The 13,640-nt window shown below is 70.3% G+C and carries 9 protein-coding genes; 3 read left to right on the forward strand and 6 right to left on the reverse strand.

From position 1 onward, the window contains the following. Positions 1 to 15 precede the first annotated feature (15 nt). The 5 genes from ACNI65_RS21230 to ACNI65_RS21250 form a co-directional block, all read right to left on the reverse strand. Positions 16 to 1,560, reverse strand: coding sequence for an inorganic triphosphatase (locus ACNI65_RS21230; protein ID WP_416759197.1), 1,545 nt, complete (start codon positions 1,558 to 1,560; stop codon positions 16 to 18). After that, on the reverse strand, positions 1,557 to 3,347 hold the full coding sequence (locus tag ACNI65_RS21235) for an alkaline phosphatase D family protein (RefSeq protein ID WP_416759199.1): 1,791 nt from the start codon (positions 3,345 to 3,347) through the stop codon (positions 1,557 to 1,559). Before ACNI65_RS21235 ends, ACNI65_RS21230 begins: the two co-directional genes overlap by 4 nt. After that, complete coding sequence (locus tag ACNI65_RS21240; protein WP_416759201.1) at positions 3,344 to 7,456, reverse strand: alpha/beta fold hydrolase; 4,113 nt, start codon at positions 7,454 to 7,456, stop codon at positions 3,344 to 3,346. The genes ACNI65_RS21235 and ACNI65_RS21240 overlap by 4 nt, the downstream gene beginning before the upstream one ends. Beyond that, entirely contained in the window at positions 7,416 to 9,215 is a 1,800-nt protein-coding gene (locus ACNI65_RS21245) for an ATP-binding protein (protein ID WP_416759203.1), read from the reverse strand. Before ACNI65_RS21245 ends, ACNI65_RS21240 begins: the two co-directional genes overlap by 41 nt. Positions 9,216 to 9,649: 434 nt before the next feature. Continuing rightward, entirely contained in the window at positions 9,650 to 10,228 is a 579-nt protein-coding gene (locus tag ACNI65_RS21250; RefSeq protein WP_416759204.1) for an HD domain-containing protein, read from the reverse strand. A gap of 330 nt (positions 10,229 to 10,558) precedes the next feature. Here ACNI65_RS21250 and ACNI65_RS21255 point away from each other — a divergent pair, with 330 nt between their 5' ends. The 3 genes from ACNI65_RS21255 (at position 10,559) to ACNI65_RS21265 (ending at position 12,522) form a co-directional block, all read left to right on the forward strand. Continuing rightward, entirely contained in the window at positions 10,559 to 11,107 is a 549-nt protein-coding gene (locus ACNI65_RS21255) for a cytochrome b (protein WP_416763675.1), read from the forward strand. 169 nt (positions 11,108 to 11,276) lie between these two features. Continuing rightward, complete coding sequence (locus ACNI65_RS21260) at positions 11,277 to 11,828, forward strand: YceI family protein (protein ID WP_416763676.1); 552 nt, start codon at positions 11,277 to 11,279, stop codon at positions 11,826 to 11,828. Between the two features lie 121 nt (positions 11,829 to 11,949). Next, on the forward strand, positions 11,950 to 12,522 hold the full coding sequence (locus ACNI65_RS21265; protein ID WP_416763677.1) for a YceI family protein: 573 nt from the start codon (positions 11,950 to 11,952) through the stop codon (positions 12,520 to 12,522). A 71-nt stretch (positions 12,523 to 12,593) separates the two neighbouring features. Here the strand turns inward: ACNI65_RS21265 and ACNI65_RS21270 are convergent, their stop codons facing one another. After that, on the reverse strand, positions 12,594 to 13,487 hold the full coding sequence (locus tag ACNI65_RS21270; RefSeq protein ID WP_416759205.1) for a hypothetical protein: 894 nt from the start codon (positions 13,485 to 13,487) through the stop codon (positions 12,594 to 12,596). Positions 13,488 to 13,640: the final 153 nt, after the last annotated feature.

A 13,640-nucleotide genomic window follows, 5' to 3' on the forward strand; every position in this document is an offset into this window, starting at 1 on the left:
GCCCTGGCGCCGTCGTCAACCCTTCCTGAGCGCCGCGACGAGCTTGGCCGCCTTGGCCAGGGCCCGTTGCTGACGCGGCCTCAACCAGCCGATCGCGAAGCCCGCCTGCGCGGCGGCGCTCACGTCCGATGCCGCGATCGCCAGCGCCAACCGCTCGCGCGCCTGCGTCAGGCCCACTTCCAGATCGTTGAGCGCGCCCAGCTGCTGCGCCGCGGCGTGCACCCGCGCGAGGCGATGCCCACGTGCTTCCGAGACCTTCCTGGACACCTTCGCGCCCTCGCTGCCGGATTGCGCGTCAGGCACCGCGATGGCGAGCTCCATCGCGAGCCTGAGGCGACGCAGGCGCCGGCGCAGGTGATGGCGGCCCTCGGCGTCGAGCCGCTCGAAGCGCTTGATCTGCCCGTCCAGTTCCGCGCGCCAGGCATCGATGCGGGCATGGACGTGGCCGAGGTCCGCCTGCGCGGTGTCCGGCTTCGGACGCGCGAGCCACCCGATGAGCGCGAGCAACCAGCCCTGCGTCTCGCGCGTGAGCAGCAGCGCGGCGACATCGACGCGGGGCGTGGACGGCGGCTCGACATCGGCGGAGGGCCGCTCGGCGCGCCAGGCCTTGCGCAGCGCCTTCTGCCACGGCGCTTCGGCCTGGGCATCGGCATCGCGGGCGACGGTGAGCTGTCGCGACAGCTGACCCGCGCCGGCCGCGAGCGCGAGCAACGCGTGATCGTCGTCTCCCGCGAGCAGCAGCAGACCCGCGCGCAGGCGGCGCAGGCCGACGCGCATCTGATGCAGGTGCTCGGGCAGATGCCGGCCGGCGACGATCTGCGACGCGTTGCCGATCACGGGTTCGATGCTGGCGCGCAGCAGCGCGCGCAGGGCCTGGTCGGGCGTGAGGTCGGCACGCCAGCGCAACGCGGAGGCCGGGGCCACCGGCGCGACGGCCACTTCGCGCGCGAGCAGGTCGCCGCGCAGTGCCTTGGTGCGCAGCTCCAGGGAGAGGCCGAAGTGCTGGATGGCCCATTCGCGGGCGACCTCGAGCACCGCGCGCGGCTCGCCATCCTTGAGCTCGATCTCGAGTTCCGCCACCGGCGTCGAGCGCGACGCATCGCCGTCACCAGCGAGCAACGCGCCGTGATCGAGCGCGAGCTCGACGACACCGAACGGCGTCTCCATCGCACGCGAGAGGCGCGTGATGTCGGTGCGGAAGAGCGCCTGCAGCGCATCGGCCGGCAGCGTGTCGAGCAGCGTCTGGAGGGCCAGGCCGGCGGGATGCGTGGCGTGGCGGGTGACATCGAGGGTGGGGGTGTCGGCGCCGAGCGGCACGTTGTGCTCGAGCCGGGTCATGCCGTCGGGTGCGGCGCCCTTGAGGGTCTGGACCCAGACCTCGCCCTCGCGTCGCAGGCGCAGCGCGAATCCGGCGCGCGCGAGATCGCGATCGGGGGTATCGAAGTAGGCGGCCTGCAGGCGTTCCTGCGTCGCGGTCGAGGCGCCGCTGCCCGCGACCCACTGCCGCACCTCCGGCCATCGCGATTCGGGGATCTGGAAACGCAGCTCGATTTCGTTCATGGGGCAGTGTCGCACGCGACACACGCCAACACCCCATCCGGCGCCTCCGCCTCGGGGCCGGCGCGATCGAACCAGAGCTCGATCTCGTCGCCGCGCACACGCAGCACGGTGAAGCCGTCACCCGGGCGATCGGTCCATTCGCTCACCACGCACCGCAGCCGCTCGCCATCGGGGCCGTCGAACTCGAACACGTCCGGCGCGGCCAGCTCCTCGGCCGCCGTGATCGCGAACGGCCACGGCGCATACAGCGCCGAGCTGTGCACCGAATGCACCCGCACCACATCCCGTGCCACGTCCCGCGCCGGATCGCCATCGACACGCGAGATCTTCGCGCTCACCCAACCCGACCGATGCTCGTCGCCCGACAGGAACACCAGGCCCGACGCGCGATGTCGCCACACCGCACCGAGCAGCTCGTGCAGGCTGTGCGGATACCCGTCCCATGCGTCCGACCGCAGGCAGCTCGACGCGTGCTCCGCGGTCATGCGCTTGCGCGGCAGCGGCAAGGAGCCGCTCATCACAAAGCGCGGCCGCCCGGCGCTGCGCGCGAGCCAGTCGCCGAACGCGTCGCGCTGGGCCGTCGACCACATGCGCGCGCTCGACCAGTTCGCGACCCGCCGCGCCTCGCGCTCGCAGCGCGCATCGGCGATGAAGAACGATGCGCCGTGCCACGCGAAGTCGTGCCACAGCAGATGCGGGCCGCCCACGCGCGGCCCCGCTTCCCAGCGGTGATCCCACGCGGCCTGGCGTGCGACCTCGAACCACGGGCCCAGGCCTCCGTGGCTCGCGCCCGGGCTCGGCTCCCAGTTGTCGACGATCTCGTGGTCATCGGCCGCATGCACCACGCGCGCCACGGTCGGCGGCAACAGCCGCGCCGGTCCGCCCTTGAACTCGCCGTAGCCGCGCGCGTAGCGCTCGACGCCGCTGCGCGAATCGGCCATGCCGCCGCTCGCGTCGGCATAGATCTGATCGCCCGCGAAGAGCACCAGCGAGCAATCCCGCCCGCGCGCCGTTGACCGCGTGAATCGATGCAGCCGCGCCATCGCGGCCAGCGCCGGCCCCGCCTGCGACGCATCGAGCTCCCAACCCGGGCTCACATCGAGCATGCCCGGCGGGTACTGGCACGCGGCGAGCGCGAAGCAGACGCCCTCCTCGGCCGACGCCTCGGTCCGCGCCGATGCAGCTGATGCATCGCGCTCGTCCGGCGAGGGCACGAAGCCATGCGCCCAACGATGTGCCGGCTCGCTCAGCAACTGATCGAGCGCGCCCTCCACCTGCAGGCGCAACTCGTCCTCGCCCAGCCGATGCATCACGCCGTAGTGCTCGCCCTCCATCGCCAGCGCGCGCGGTTCCAGATACAGCGCGACCAGCAGCAGCCCGTTCATCTCGACATCGCGCGGCATGCCCGGGAAGCGCTCGTCATCGGGTTCAGGCCCGGGCAACAGCGATTCCCCCGCCACGATCGCGGGCGCCGGGAAGGCCTCCACCGGCATCGAGAAGCGCCACGGCGCACCCGGTTGTCCCTGCCCCGGCGGCACGAAGTCCTCGAGCCGCCACGGCAGCGACAACCGCTCATAGGCCCAGTCACCGCGCCAGCGCATCGGCACCCACACCAGCCAATGCGGCCAACCGCGCTCCGGCCGCAAGGCGCTCAGCAGCGGCACGCGGCCATGCTCCGGCGCTGCGTGCTCCACGCGATGTCCAGGCGCCTGCGCGCCGATCAGCAAGGCGTTGACGGCGGCCCGCTGCGCCGCGCGGATCGACCATCTTCTGGCGACGGCGTTCATGCCGGGTCCTCCTCGGCCAGGAAGGCCAGCACATGCGGGAACACCTGCGTCGCGACATGGCGGCCGATCAGGCAGTCCTGATGGCCATGGCCCGCGATCACGCGATAGCGATAACGCCCCGGGGCCGCCTGGTCGTAATAGTCCTTGAGCAGCTCCGCGCTGTCGGCGCTGCACAGGCCGTTGTCCTCGCCGTGCAGCGACATCACCGGGAAGGCCTTGAGCAGCGCCAGGCTCTTGGCCAGGCTGTCGAGGTACACGCTCGCGCCCTGCCAGTCGGTGATCTCGTGGCAGCGCGCGAAATGGATGGCCTGCGCCACGGTGTCCATGTTCAGCGGTCCGAAGTGGTCATCGATGAAGTCGAACACCGCCGGCGCGACATTGCCGATCGCGAAGTCGCGGCCGTAGAGCAGGTCCATGCGGTGGCGCGTCGCCGTCCAGGGCGTGCGCTTCATGCGCCAGGGCGGCCACGGCGGCGGGTTCTCCAGATCGAATTCCTCGTCCGGATAGGGCAGGCTCGCCAGCAATCGGTCGAGCAGCTGATCGAACAGCGCGGGTGGTCCTTCGGGCCGGAACGAGAAATCGCCCATCGGCAGGTAGGGCCGCACGTATTGCATCAGCACGCCGCGCAGGCTGTTGGTCGGCGACATCACCATGATCGGCGTGACCTGCGAGATCACCAGCTTGGAGATCCGGTCCTTGAGCCCCGCGCGCAGCGCGTAGAAGCGCTCCCACGGTTGCTCGCGCGGCTCCAGCAGCGCCATGTGCAGCATCACCGAGCCCATGCAGTGCGCGAAGACGTGCAGCCGCTCGCGGCCCGTCTCGCGCAGCACGCGGTCGATCGCCAGCGGGATGTCGTTGAACGCGGACTCCTCGAAGGTCCACGGCAGCTTCGCGGTCGGCAGGCCGGCGCTGGTGCGCATGTCCACGATCCAGACGTCGTAACCCGCGTCCCAGAGCAGCTTGGCCGGCCCCGGCCGCACCGAGTGGTGCGCGAAGGTCGTGCCGCTGGCGCTGTAGCCATGGATCATGAGCACCGGCTCGCCGCCGGGCCGCCCGTAACGCGTCAGGCGGATCAGCACGGGCTGGGCATCGTCGTCGCACGGCGTGCGGTCCAGGTCCTGGCGCTGCCGGCCGGCATCGCCCCAGCAGCCCGCGGCCATCTCGATCACCACCGGCTCGGGCAGGCCGGGCACGGCGCCCGGCAGGCGCGAGATGCGCCGCGGCGGCGCCTCGTCGGGCTTGCGGAAGGTCCATGCGTGCAGCCCCACCGTCATGCGCGCGATGTAGGCCATCAGCGCGCCGAGGTCGCGCACCGCCGACGGAATGTCCTGCGCCTGACGCACCCGCAGCAGCGGCATGCGCTCGCGGGCGAGATGGTGCAGATCCAGCGTCAGCGCGATCTCGCGCGCGCCCGGCGGCGGCGCCATGCCGGCCACCGGCGTCAGCACCAGCCGGCTGAGCTGCGTCCACGGATTGCCGCGCCGCGTGTAGCTGATGCGCTTGCGGCCCTCGAGCTGCGATCCGCGCAGACCGACCGCCCATGGCGGGACCTCGATGTCATCGCGCAACCGCACGCGGTAGGTCATCAAGCGCGCCTCGCCAGCATGGCCCGCGAGGTGCCAGGCGTTGACCGCGCGTGCGCGCAGGCCGGCCTTGGGCGCGCCGGGCAGCCGCGGCGCGCTGCGATTCCCGGCCCAGTCGATCAGGCCCTGCCACGAGTCCCGCACGCCGCGGTTGATCGCCCAGGCCCACAGTCCGCGCAGGTGGCGCCGCAGTGGGCCCGAGGTCTCGCGCTGGAAGAGCGTGAGCTCGCCCTCGGCCAGCGGCACGGTGAAGAGCGCGTGCTCGTCGCCGCGCTCCTCATGCGACCACAGGCGGCCATCGCCGGGTTCCGGTCCGACGACCTCGTAACGACCGGGACGTTTCTCGCGCGCCTCGAAGACGCGCAGGCGGCTGCCGGGCGCGACCTCGAGTCGTCGCTCCGCGCCCGGACGCAGCAGCTCCTGCAAGGCCTTGGGCCGGTAGGTGACGCACAGCTCGAGGTACTTCACCGGCGAGCCCGACGCGCCGGGCCAGCGCACGAAACCGCCCAGGCGCTCGCGCACTTCGATGACGGTGGGCGTCGTGGCTGTCCCGGCAGACGACGACGCCGATGCAGCCGTCGATGCCGATGCCGATGTCGTCGTCGATGCCGCCGTTGCGATCTCCGACGCGGGCCGACGGAACACCGGCCGCGTCGGCTCGCGCCGCCGCGCGACGAGCGGCGCGTCGCCCAGGCCCCACGCGACGATCAGCCGATCGAGCGCCCGTTGCGCGAGCGCGCTGATCGTCAGCGCCGGATTGATCGCGAGCGAGCCCGGCACGATCGCGCCGTCGAGCACGACCAGCCCCTCATGCACTGCGGCGCCATCGCCGGCGAACACGCGCCCGAGGTCATCCACGACCCCGTCGGTGCCGCGATCGCCCATCGCGCAGCCGCCCAGCGGATGCACGCTGACCATCGGTCCGCGCGCGTCGCCCGTCAGGAAGGCCATCTCCGGCGGCAACAGCTGCCACAGCGGATTGCGCAGCAGCCGGGCGCCCTGCCCTGCCAGCCGGCGTTCCAGCGCCTCGTGGCGCCGCGCGATCGCGGGCTCGTCGCGCAGGCCCGGCCAGTCGACCTGCAGCCCGCCGGCCTCCTCGAAACCGGCGCGCCGCGTGAGCCGCCCGGTGCCGCTGTCGCGCCCGATGATCGCCATCGGCAACTGGCGCTCGGTCACCGAGGGCCGCACCGCGAAGGGATCATCGAAGTCCGCGCCTTCCTCGTGCGGCCCGCCGTTGGCGCGCGCCAGGCCGTCGAGCGTCGCGGCGAACGCGAAGCTCTCCTCGAACAGCGGACGCAAGGCCCCGGGAATCGCCATGTCCTGCACGACGTGGTCGCTGCCCGCGGTCAGCAGGCCGGTGATCGTCGGGCCAACCTGACGCGCCGCCGGCGCCTGGTCCTCGTCCGCCACCGCGTGCAGCGCGCGCGGCCATTCATGGCCGACCGCGATCACGTCGCCGTTGGCCGAGAAGGCCTGCCCCAGCATCCGCGACACCCCGAGCCCGCGCTCACGCGAGCGCATCAGGATCTCCGTCGAGCCCAGCGTGCCCGCGGCCAGCACCACGCGTTTCGCGATCACCTCGAAGGGCTCGCCCTGGCGATCGCGCAGCAGCTCGTCGGTGTGTTGCATCCGCACGCGCCAGCCCACGCCGGGCACGGGCTCGAGGTCCTCGACGCTGGCGCCGCAGACCAGCTCCGCGCCCTGGCGCCAGGCCTGCAGCAGCAGGCCGGTGTCCAGCGACTGCTTGGCCTCGTGATTGCACCCGGTGGCGCAGTCGCCGCAAGCGATGCAGGCCTGATGCGCCCAGTCGGCCGCGCCGCGCGGACGATCGTCCATCGCGACCTGGATCCGCGCCGCGCGCGCGTTCGAGCCATCCAGCGCGCGCAGCGCCTCCAGCCGCCGCGTCTGGAACGCGGGCCGCGTCGCGCGCAGCCGCTCGATGGTGTTGTCGCCCGCGTCGTCGCGCACGCCCAGCAGGCGTTCGGCGCGCTCGAACCACGGGCTCAGGTCCTCGTCGAGGAAGACCTGCGGCCAGCCAGGCTCGCGGAACACCGCGGGGTCGGGCCGCTCCATCACGCCCGCGTTGATCAGCGAGCCGCCGCCCAGCCCGTTGGCCAGCGCGACGCAGACATCCGGCCCGAGGCGCAGGTCGAAGAGCCCCTCGCGGCGGCCCGTCGGCGCGGAGCCGCCCGAGGTGGTGAGCCGCACATGGCCCGGCAGATCGGCGAAGCGGCTGGGGAAGGCGCCGGGCAGGTATTCGCGGCCGCGCTCGAGCACGACGACGTCGATGAGTCGGCCGTCCGCGTCCCGCCGGCCGGCGAGCGCGTGCGCCGCGGCGGCGCCGCCGTAGCCGCTGCCGACGACGAGCACATCCACCACCGCCGGCCCGGGCGCGGGCACGGCCAGGCGCGCGGCCATCCAGTCCTCCAGCGGACGCGACAACCAGCGCGTGCCCAAGGGCCGCGCCGATGACGTGGCGTCGGCCTCAGACGGGGCTGGCGGCGCCTCCTCGTACGGGCGAGACATCGGCACCCTCCCTCCGATATTCGGCCAGCGCGGCCTGCATGGCGTTGATGAGCAGTTCCTCGGTCACCGGCTTGTGCAGCAGCGTCAGGCCGGCCTCGTGGGCCTCCCGCAGGCGCTCGGGCGCCGTGTCGCCGCTGACGATGAGCGCCGGCAGTCCCGGGAACGCGCTGCGCAGCGAGCGCACGGCGCTGATGCCGTCCTCGCCGCCGCGCAGGCGGAAATCGGTCAGCAGCAGATCGGGCTGCTGACCCATGCTCTTGAGCAGGCCCTCGCGCGTGCTGCCGGCCAGCAGGACCTGGCAGCCATGCGCGGTGAGCAGCGCATGCATGGCGATGCGCACCGGTTCCTCGTCGTCGATGACCAGCACGCGCATCGGCGGCAGGCGCGGTCCGTGCTGCGGCGTCGCGCCGGGCAGCACCTGCGCGATGTCCGCCGCCGTCACGTTGAGCATGAAGCTCGACCCATGTCCCGGCGCCGAGCGCAGCCCCAGGTGCAGGTCCAGCAGGTCCACCAGTCGCGTGACGATCGACAGCCCCAGGCCCAGGCCCTTGGCGCGGTCGCGCTCGGGATTCCCGACCTGATAGAACTCCTCGAAGATGCGCTGCTGCTCGTGCTCGGGAATGCCCATGCCGGTGTCGCGCACCGACAGGCGCCAGACTTCCTCGTCCTGGCCGCGGTTGACCTCGATGGCGACCTCGCCGCGCATCGTGTACTTGATGGCGTTGTCGATCAGGTTGCGGACCACGCGCTCCAGCAGCACCGGGTCGCTCTCGACGCAGGCCTCGGGCGGGCAGTCCAGGCGCAGCAGCAGCTGCTTGCGCAGCGCGGCGGGCTGGAACTCGCGTTGCAGCCGCGCGAGCCAGGGCTGCAGCGCGAAGACCTGGTTGTTGACCGGCACCACGTTGGCGTCCAGCTTGGAGATGTCCAGCAGCGCGTCCATCTGCGACGACAGCGACTGCAACGCCAGGTTCATCTGCGTGACGATGACGCGGCCCTCATCGTCCATCGGGCGCTTGTCCAGCGCCGCGCCGAACAGCGACAGCGTGTGCATCGGCTGGCGCAGGTCATGGCTGGCAGAGGCGAGGAATCGCGTCTTCGCTGCCATCGCCGATTCCGCCTGCGACAACGCCTGGCGCAGCTGCTGGTTGCTCTTGTTCTGCTGCAGCCGGATCAGCACGGACTCGGCGAAGACGCGATAGGTGTCCCGCGCCAGGCCGGTCAGGATCAGGCCGAAGAAGACGATCAGCACGGCCAGGACCCAGTCCAGCCAGCGGTGATCGCCGGCCTGGTGGAACAGGCCCCAGGCCAGCGCGTTGGCCACGGTCACCGGCCAGAGGAAGACCTGGAAGACCACGCGGTGTCCGGCCGTCGTGGCCACGGCGCCGGCGCACAGGCCCAGCAGCACGATGGTCTGCACCATGCGCTGGAAGTCGCTGAGGTGCGGCGCGGCCACGAGCGAGGCGCTGAAGACCATCCCGTTGGCCAGGCTCAGCCAGACCGCCCAGTCCAGGCGCTGCTCGAGCGGCCGGTGATGCATCTCGGGCAGCCGGCCCAGCACGGCCCACCGCAGGCCCAGCACCGCGAAGACCGCCACCAGCCAGCCGTAGGCCAGCCACGGCGACATCACCTGCGCCGCCATCACCGCCATCATCAGCGCCGCGATGCTCACCGGGTACGGGACGCGGCGGCCCTGCTTGCCGATCAGGCGCAGCAGTTCGAGCTCGACGCTCGACTGCTCGGCGCTGCGCTCACCCGCCATGGCCGGAGGGGACAGCGCCTGGCCGCTGCCGCGAGGGGAGATGCATGGGTTGTGTAAAGCTTGTTATGGGGCGGCAATATATCTTGCGGATCCCCACCGCCCAAGTGCCGTCCCTAGGCATCCCGCCCCAGGATCGCGGGCACCGCGTCGAAGCGCGAAAAGCCGCAGCGGCTGACGTCACCAAATCGCCAGAAAGGCTAAAAAGCGCATCGCGGATAAAACTATGCCGACCACCGCCACCTCCAACGAGGTTTTGGTAGGTCGGCATAGCACTCCTCCCCTTGATCACAACGCTGAGGTCCAGGCAGCGCGCGATCGGTGCCCAGTATGCAAATCGAAGTCAGTCGCCGATATCCCCCTCAAGTGGGAATCCCTCGATGGCATGGAACTTTCGGGCCATACGGAGCATTTAAGTCAGGACATGCGTCACCCCTTCAGGCGATGCGGACCCGCTCCGGCGCCTGCACCTCGCGCAGCAGTTCCTCCAGCAGCGCGAGGTAATACGCCAGCGGCGGCGTGCGCATGCCCGGGCGCTTGGCCAGGTCGTCCCAGCGGCGCAGCTGCAAGGCGGCGCTCGCGTGCGGATGCGCCATGAAGAGCAAGCGCTCCTCCGCGTTCATCGGCCCGCCCTGCAGCGCCAGGCTGTGGCGCGACGCGTCCGACAGGCTCGGCCCATAGGCCGCGTCGGTGCTCACCAGGTAGCGCTTGGCGGCGACATGCAGCCGGATGGGCTCCAGCACCGCGGGCCCGAGACCGCCCGCGCGCAGCAGCGGCAACGCGGTCAATTCATGTTCGTCATCCCGCAGAGGAGCTGTGGAAGCACCGTCCATCAGTTGGCCGATGTCATGAAGCAACGCAGCGGCTACAAGGCTATGCTCCGCGTGGGCCCACTCGGCGAGCTGGGCACATTGCAGCGCGTGTTCCAACGCGGTGACGGGCTCCCGGCGCTCGTCGCCGTACTGCAGATGACCGCGGCGGTGAAACACCGCTTCGATCTTGGCGATCAGGTCCATGTCGACTCCCAGCCATCGCTCCGGGTCGGAGCGGGCGCCAGTCTCGATGCGGCCCATGACGGATCTATGAAGCGTCGCCGGGGTTCTCATTCAAATGGACTGAACAGTGGCCTCAGTTCCGGTGAACCGACGAGGCAGAACCCACGCGGACACTTGCTCCCATCGCGAATGCGCCATCCCGACGCCCCAGGACTTTCCCAAGGACGCGAGCCCGACATGAGCCCCCACGACCCCCTGTCCCACGACCCCCTCAACGCGCCCACCCAGCCGGCCGAAGGCGCGGCCTTCGGTGATCCGGTCGCACCGGTCGCTTCGGCGGCCGCGGTGCCGATGCCCGCGCCGCGGCCGGTCAAGACGCGCTACGACGCGGTGGCCATGGTGTTCCATTGGGTGCTGGCGCTGGCGATCATCGGCGCGTTCTCGGTGGGCTGGTACATGGCGGACCTGCCGTTCTCGCTGACCCGGCTCAAGCTCTTCAACTGGCACAAGTGGGCCGGCGTGACGATCCTGGCGCTGTCGGCGCTGCGGCTGCTGTGGCGCCTGACGCATCGCCCGCCGGCGGATCTGCCGATGCCTGGCTGGCAGAAGCTGGGCGCGCACGCGGTGCACTGGCTGCTCTACGCGGCGTTCTTCGCCGTGCCGCTGAGCGGCTGGGCCTACAGCTCGGCGGCCGGTTTCCCGATCGTGTGGTTCGGCGTGCTGCCGCTGCCCGACTTCGTGTCCAAGGACAAGGAACTCGCCGAGACGCTCAAGCAGGTGCACCAGTTCTTCGCCTACGGGCTGGGACTGCTGGTGCTTGCCCATCTTGGCGCCGTGGTCAAGCACGTCGTCCTCGACAAGGACGGGCTGCTGCGACGCATGCTCCCGGGCCGCGCCTGAGCGGCACGCCCCTTGGCACCCGAACAAGACCTGACCCCGAGTTCAGACCCGATCAGACCCGTTCAGAACAACGACCGCAGAGGACTTCATGACCGCACGACTGGCCACCCATCTCTCGATCACCGCGCTGTCGGTGCTGAGCGCCGCCCTGCTGCTGGCCGCGCCGGCGATGGCGCAGACCAAGCCGGCCGCCGCACCCGCCGCGGCGACGGCGGCGGCCGCGCCCAAGCTGGTGCCGGCGCAGAGCGACATCGCCTTCACCTTCCGCCAGATGGGCGTGCCGGTGGATGGCCACTTCAAGAAGTTCGATGCCCAACTGGCCTTCGATCCGAAGAACGCGGCGGCGGGCAAGGTGACGCTGTCGATCGAGCTGGGCAGCGCCACGCTGGGCGATGCCGCGACGGACGCCGAGCTGGTCAAGCCCGAGTGGTTCAACGTCAAGAAGATCCCGACGGCCACGTTCCAGAGCACGTCGATCAAGGCGCTGGGCGGCGGCAAGTTCGAAGCGGCCGGCAAGCTGACGATCAAGGGCCAGGCCAAGGACGTGGTGGTGCCGGTGGCGCTGGCGCAGGCCGGCGGCACGACGACGGCGACCGGCGCGTTCGCGATCAAGCGGCTGGACTTCAATATCGGCGAGGGCGAATGGAAGGACACCTCCATGGTCGCCAACGACGTGCAGGTGAAGTTCAAGCTGGTGTTCACCGGCATGGCGCCGCTGTAAACCCGACATGAGGACCGCGACGGCCGTAAGGGTCGTCGATGTCCGATCCCAAGTTTCTCCAACCGGTCCGGGTCCTCGCCCGGTTCCTTCCTCACCCACTGTTCGACAGGACCCCACCATGATGAAGAAAGCCCTGCTGCTCGCCTCCCTGATCGCCGTTGCCGGCCTGGCGCAAGCGCAAAGCGCGACGTACGCGATCGATCCGACGCACACGTACGCGACGTTCGAGATGAAGCATTTCGGCACCTCGACCAACCGCGGCCGCTTCGACAAGAAGGAAGGCACGGTGCAGCTGGACAAGGCGGCCAAGACCGGCAAGGTCGAGATCACCATCGACATGAACAGCATCGACACGGGCTTCTCGAAGTTCGACAGCCACCTGAAGAGCGCCGAGATCTTCGATTCGGCGAAGTTCCCGACGGCCAAGTTCGTGGGCACGAAGTTCAACTTCACCGGTGACAAGGTCGCGTCGATCGACGGCGAGCTGACGCTGAAGGGCAAGACCGGCCCGGTGACGCTGAAGGCGGTGAACTTCAACTGCTACGAGAGCCCGATGCTGAACAAGCGCGAGGTGTGCGGTGGCGACTTCGAGACGACGTTCGACCGCACCGCGTTCGGTGCCGACTACGGCGTGGCGTATGGTTTCCCGAAGGAAGTGAAGGTCGTGATCCAGGTCGAGGCCATCAAGCAGTAAGCCCCCGGGAATCCTTTACACCCGATGCCGCAAGGCCCGCGAAAGCGGGCCTTTCGTGTTTGTGGCGGGCGTCATGGGGATCCGGTGACCGGTTGCGCGGCAGCCATGGAGAGCAGCCGCGCGCTGGTGGTGTGATCCGACAGGAATCCATTCACGGCATGGGTGGTGCAGAGCTTGTTGAACCAGTCCCACCCGAAGGAGGCCCGGTAGGCCGCAGCGGTCTCCGGCGAGATCCAGACCAACACGTCCAGCATCTCGGCGTGGAACTTCCGCAACGCTGCCACGGCGTGGCTCCAGTGCCGCGGCGATCCATGTCCCGGCGAGATGGCGTGCGGCTTCCAGATGGGCTCGAAATGGCAGACCCGATTCCGTAGCTGCTGCAGTCGCTTGACCTGGGTCAGCGCCGCCAGCTTGTTGGCTTCTCGGCTCCAATACGGCGGCTTGGAGTGTGGATGGTGCGGGAAGACGTCGGTGAACGTGCGCGGCGCGTGGCGGTTGGACAGGCCTTCCAGCAGGTTCGGCCAGAACCCGAACGACATTCCGGACACGACCGCATCGGGAGACGGTTGGATCAGTCGGCGCGTCGGTGGTGTGCCTTCGCACAACCGCTGCTCGATGCGTTCGAGCGATTTGCCCTTCAAGGCGATGGCGCCGGGAACTGCACGGTCGTACCAGGCGGCGGAGACGCTCGCACGGGCGGTCACCTGCAGCGACAGCGATTGGTGGATGGCGTTGCGCAGGACCACCTCGATCAAGCCCACGAACGGGTGGAGGCTCGCGCTCAGCGCCTGGGCCCACAAGTAGCACCCGAGCCTGGCCTCCGGCGAGTTCGGGGTGAAGGCGGCGCCATAGGGGACGAGACGCGCAGCCGACAGTCGATCCAGCACCTGCGCCACGCTCGCCGTCGAACTCGACGTCGAAGTGATCAAGGGAGACGGCAGCGGTTGTTGAACGGTTTGACTCATCGGGCTCGGCTCGTTACTCTCCCGCCCCGTAGGCACTGTGGATCCCACTCCCGCACCTGCACGCAGGTCCCCAAGCCGGTGATGCCCACAGCAGCAACAGAGCAAGACGCCACCCTCGGGTGGCGTTGAGCTTTCTGGGTCGCCTTGCGACCC

The organism is Roseateles sp. So40a (genome assembly GCF_048081605.1).
Taxonomy (GTDB): domain Bacteria; phylum Pseudomonadota; class Gammaproteobacteria; order Burkholderiales; family Burkholderiaceae_C; genus Roseateles.

Excerpts from the sequence above, each read along its gene's own strand:
- ACNI65_RS21250 (WP_416759204.1), bottom strand. The coding sequence starts at position 10,228 with ATGGACCTGATCGCCAAGATCGAAGCGGTGTTTCACCGCCGCGGTCAT.
- ACNI65_RS21245 (WP_416759203.1), bottom strand. The coding sequence starts at position 9,215 with ATGGCGGGTGAGCGCAGCGCCGAGCAGTCGAGCGTCGAGCTCGAACTG.
- ACNI65_RS21255 (WP_416763675.1), top strand. The coding sequence starts at position 10,559 with ATGCCCGCGCCGCGGCCGGTCAAGACGCGCTACGACGCGGTGGCCATG.
- ACNI65_RS21235 (WP_416759199.1), bottom strand. The coding sequence starts at position 3,347 with ATGAACGCCGTCGCCAGAAGATGGTCGATCCGCGCGGCGCAGCGGGCC.
- ACNI65_RS21240 (WP_416759201.1), bottom strand. The coding sequence starts at position 7,456 with ATGTCTCGCCCGTACGAGGAGGCGCCGCCAGCCCCGTCTGAGGCCGAC.
- ACNI65_RS21260 (WP_416763676.1), top strand. The coding sequence starts at position 11,277 with ATGGCGCAGACCAAGCCGGCCGCCGCACCCGCCGCGGCGACGGCGGCG.
- ACNI65_RS21270 (WP_416759205.1), bottom strand. The coding sequence starts at position 13,487 with ATGAGTCAAACCGTTCAACAACCGCTGCCGTCTCCCTTGATCACTTCG.
- ACNI65_RS21230 (WP_416759197.1), bottom strand. The coding sequence starts at position 1,560 with ATGAACGAAATCGAGCTGCGTTTCCAGATCCCCGAATCGCGATGGCCG.
- ACNI65_RS21265 (WP_416763677.1), top strand. The coding sequence starts at position 11,950 with ATGAAGAAAGCCCTGCTGCTCGCCTCCCTGATCGCCGTTGCCGGCCTG.